4 protein-coding genes are annotated in these 3180 nt (G+C 59.0%); 1 reads left to right on the forward strand and 3 read right to left on the reverse strand.

Features of this window, described 5'->3' with window-relative positions; translation table 11 throughout:
- From WCJ41_RS20925 to WCJ41_RS20935, 3 genes are all read right to left on the reverse strand, one after another.
- The coding region (locus tag WCJ41_RS20925; protein WP_336907773.1) for an MlaA family lipoprotein at nt 1-560 on the reverse strand (560 nt) is incomplete at its 3' end.
- Between the two features lie 37 nt (nt 561-597).
- Nucleotides 598-1362, reverse strand: coding sequence for a hypothetical protein (locus WCJ41_RS20930; RefSeq protein ID WP_336907774.1), 765 nt, complete (start codon nt 1360-1362; stop codon nt 598-600).
- Nucleotides 1359-2003, reverse strand: a complete 645-nt coding sequence (locus tag WCJ41_RS20935; protein WP_336907775.1) for a hypothetical protein — start codon at nt 2001-2003, stop codon at nt 1359-1361. Before WCJ41_RS20935 ends, WCJ41_RS20930 begins: the two co-directional genes overlap by 4 nt.
- Before the next feature lie 299 nt (nt 2004-2302).
- Between WCJ41_RS20935 and WCJ41_RS20940 the strand changes: the two genes are divergently transcribed.
- Complete coding sequence (locus tag WCJ41_RS20940; RefSeq protein WP_336907776.1) at nt 2303-3154, forward strand: hypothetical protein; 852 nt, start codon at nt 2303-2305, stop codon at nt 3152-3154.
- Nucleotides 3155-3180: the final 26 nt, after the last annotated feature.

The following is a 3180-nucleotide window of genomic DNA, read 5'->3' on the forward strand; positions in this document are numbered from 1 at the left end:
ACCAGCAAGAAGTCTGACAGCCCGTCACGCAGCGTGCGCGGGCCGACGAAGGGCATAACCACATAGGCTCCCTCCCCCACTCCGCGCGTACACAGGGCAAGGCCGATATCAATCGGCGGCGCCACGATGCCCTGCGCGGTGGCGACATCCTCGATACCTAGCCAACCTTGCGTGGTGTTGATCCAGAAGCGCCGGATCGCAGTGAAGGCATTGCCATAGTCTCCCGCAACCACCCAGCTGATCGCTGACGTCGGTTCGTTAATCAGGTTGCTAAGCGCGTTGGAAACACTACTGCTCACCGCGGCGGGCGGGGTGAGAAAGCCCATCCAGGCACCGGCCGAATCCACCTCGTCCCAAACCCAGAGATTGAAACCATGCATCGCGGCGTTGAAGCTCTCGAGCGTGCTCGGTGCAGCAGGCGCCGCGGGGGACGTGACTGGACTGCCTGAGACTGTGGGCGGCAGCGTCGCGGGCTGAACCTCCGCGGCCTCAACCGTGCCCGGTGTCAGCAATAGCATGGCGGCACAAGCCGTTCGCACAGGTCTAATGTTCAAGGTCATCACCTTCCTTCTGCGCAAGATCATACGAGGCCGCCCTTCATTGCAGCAGGGTAATGTAACTGGTTGGAAGAATTCCGATCGGGCTGTTGATGGGTGAGGCCAGCACGACCGAGAGGTAGACGAGCGTCATAACACCGGTCGTGAGCAGAGCGCCCATCGCCAATTGCGTCAACAGGTTGTAGCTGCCGAAGAACCAGTTGAATGCAATGGTGATGATCACGGCGATGCCCACGCTGAGCCAGATCAGATTTTCGAACGGGCTGGTGGAATCACTGATCCGCCCGGTGCGGTTGATCACCACTTCGGCAAAGAGCCGCATGTATTGAGACAGGGCCAACCGCTCCTGGTCGTTGCGGGGCGTGGTTGCCATGGCCTTGGCATACCAGTCCTCCAGTGCCTTCGTGGTCCCCTCCGATTGCTTGCCCTCGCGCATCTTCGACCACTCGTCGTTGATGACGCTCTTCAAGTATTCGCTTTCCGCCAAGCGCAAACGGCTGGCCTCGACCGGCAGGAAGTTCTCGACCTTCTGCATGAGGGATATGGCGGCGAGTTCCCTGTCACAACGAAACTGGAACGAGACGAAGCGCGTTGCCGAATCGACCAGGCTGAAGGCGAGGAGCGCTGCCACGATCTGCGCCAGGAAGGCGAACTTGAAGCCGCCAACGGCATTATTTTCGATAAGCTCGGCCGGCGTGAACAGCGTACCGGCGACAAGGGTGCCAAGCAACGTCAGCAGAATTCCGGAACCGATGACAAGCGGAAGGCCGAGGAAGACGGGAAGGGTCTGGATAAAGGAAATCATGGAAGGATCACCAGTGAGGGGGCAGCCGCGCCCTGGCGGCCAAGCAGTGTCAGCAGATCGCGGGCGCCGGGAAAGAAGACAAGGATCACGACTATCAACGTGATGATCATCGCCGGCATGAGGATGCTGAGGCCGTAGAGCTGCCTGGAGTTGAGAATGCTCTGAACGATGGCTACAAAGGCCACAGCCCAGATGCCGTATCTGACAATGGCATCGATGGCGAGGAAAGCGGTGCGGGTAGCGACGTGGCGATCGGCAAGCGAAACGGCAAGATTGATCTGGTAGTCGGATGCGGGATCAAGAGGGTTCTGACCACCCGACATCAGCCAGGCGACGATCTTGTCGCTGTTGTCGGCCGCATCCGCCGAATAGCCGAACTGCCACGCCCCCATGATCTCCGCCGCACGAATCTCGTTGGCTTCGGTGATGAACCGGCCATAGAAGGCGACGCAGAGCACGAAGACGATCGACGTCACCGCGCCGATCAGGGCCTCGTGAACGGTAAAGTTCACCCCGCCGACATCGGTGATAGTATCTGACTGCGCGCCAGCCTGGGCCCGGCGGCCGGACAGCAAGGAGAAGACAAGAACCAGCAGGATTGTGACGCAGAACAGAGCCGCAACAACGAATAACTGGTTCATATCCAGAACCCGTCCGGTTTAAACACTGGAAACCTACTAAAGCAGTGCAGCAATTTCGTAACACCCGAAATAGCATAAGCGAATTTAGTCCACCTATAATGCCCAAAACACTTGATTCGCAGTGCCCCTCGAAGGCAGCGGGCGGGATTTTCACAACTAAATGAGCAAACTTACGCATTTTGCCGCAGGCGGCACTCGCATTCTGCAGAATTATCATTTTTTCTGAATATTGTCGTGTTACGAGAAGGGCCAAATCAAAAGAAGTTGGATTTTTGTTTCCGATAAGAAACGAGACAGTAATGACGCATTCCGAGATAATTTCCCAGCCGGCCGTAGAAACGGCGAGGCAGGCGGCTCGCCGCAGCGGGGACAAGCGCGGCACGCTCGCCCTACTGCTGTCGATTGTCGCTCTCGGGCTGCTGTTCTATCCAGCGATCAGGCATGGAGCCATCATGGTGGCTGGACCTCAGCGCTGGCTTCCGGCTCAACTTCCCTATGTGAGCCGCATTCCCGCCAACCCTGATGCAAAGCTGCTGGCCTCGTCGGTGTCAGTGTTCGAGGAACAGTTAGCCAATCTCGAAGCTTCGATTTCAGAAGTGCGTCAGGCTGCCGCGGCGAACACCGATGCAGCAAGCATTCACGCGCTCGAACAGAGGCTGACCGCCCTCATGGACCAGTTCGTGGCGCTGGACGCGCGCGACGCGACCTCGGATAATGCGGTGAAGAACCAGATCTCACAGCTCGACCGGCGGCTGGCAGACACGGCCGCACCCGAGATCGCCTCCCTGCTGGCGGCTCGGCTTGCGCTGCTCTCGGTCAGCCCTGGACTACGCCCGGACGACCTCGACGCCATCACCGCTGCCGCGGCGGCAGACCCCGCCATGTCGGACATTGTCGCCAAGCTTAAAGTGCTGGCCGAACAAAATATCCCGCCGGCAAGCCTGCTGTGGGAGCGCTTCTCCGCCTTGGCGCAATCCGCCCTGCTGCAAGCTACGCGCGAACAGCTGGGATGGTGGGATTCGAGTGTCTTCGCGGTTCGGTCAACACTGTCGGACTTGGGTGTCGGCGGTGGCGCGGATGAGAGCAAGGATACGCTGGTGATCGCTGAGTGTCTGTCCCGAGAGTTCTTGAATCGGATGAATCATTTGTGATTCCATGTCTACGGAGTGATTCTTCC

Origin of the sequence: Aestuariivirga sp. (assembly GCF_037139295.1) — a bacterium.
Taxonomy (GTDB): Bacteria; Pseudomonadota; Alphaproteobacteria; order Rhizobiales; family Aestuariivirgaceae; genus Aestuariivirga.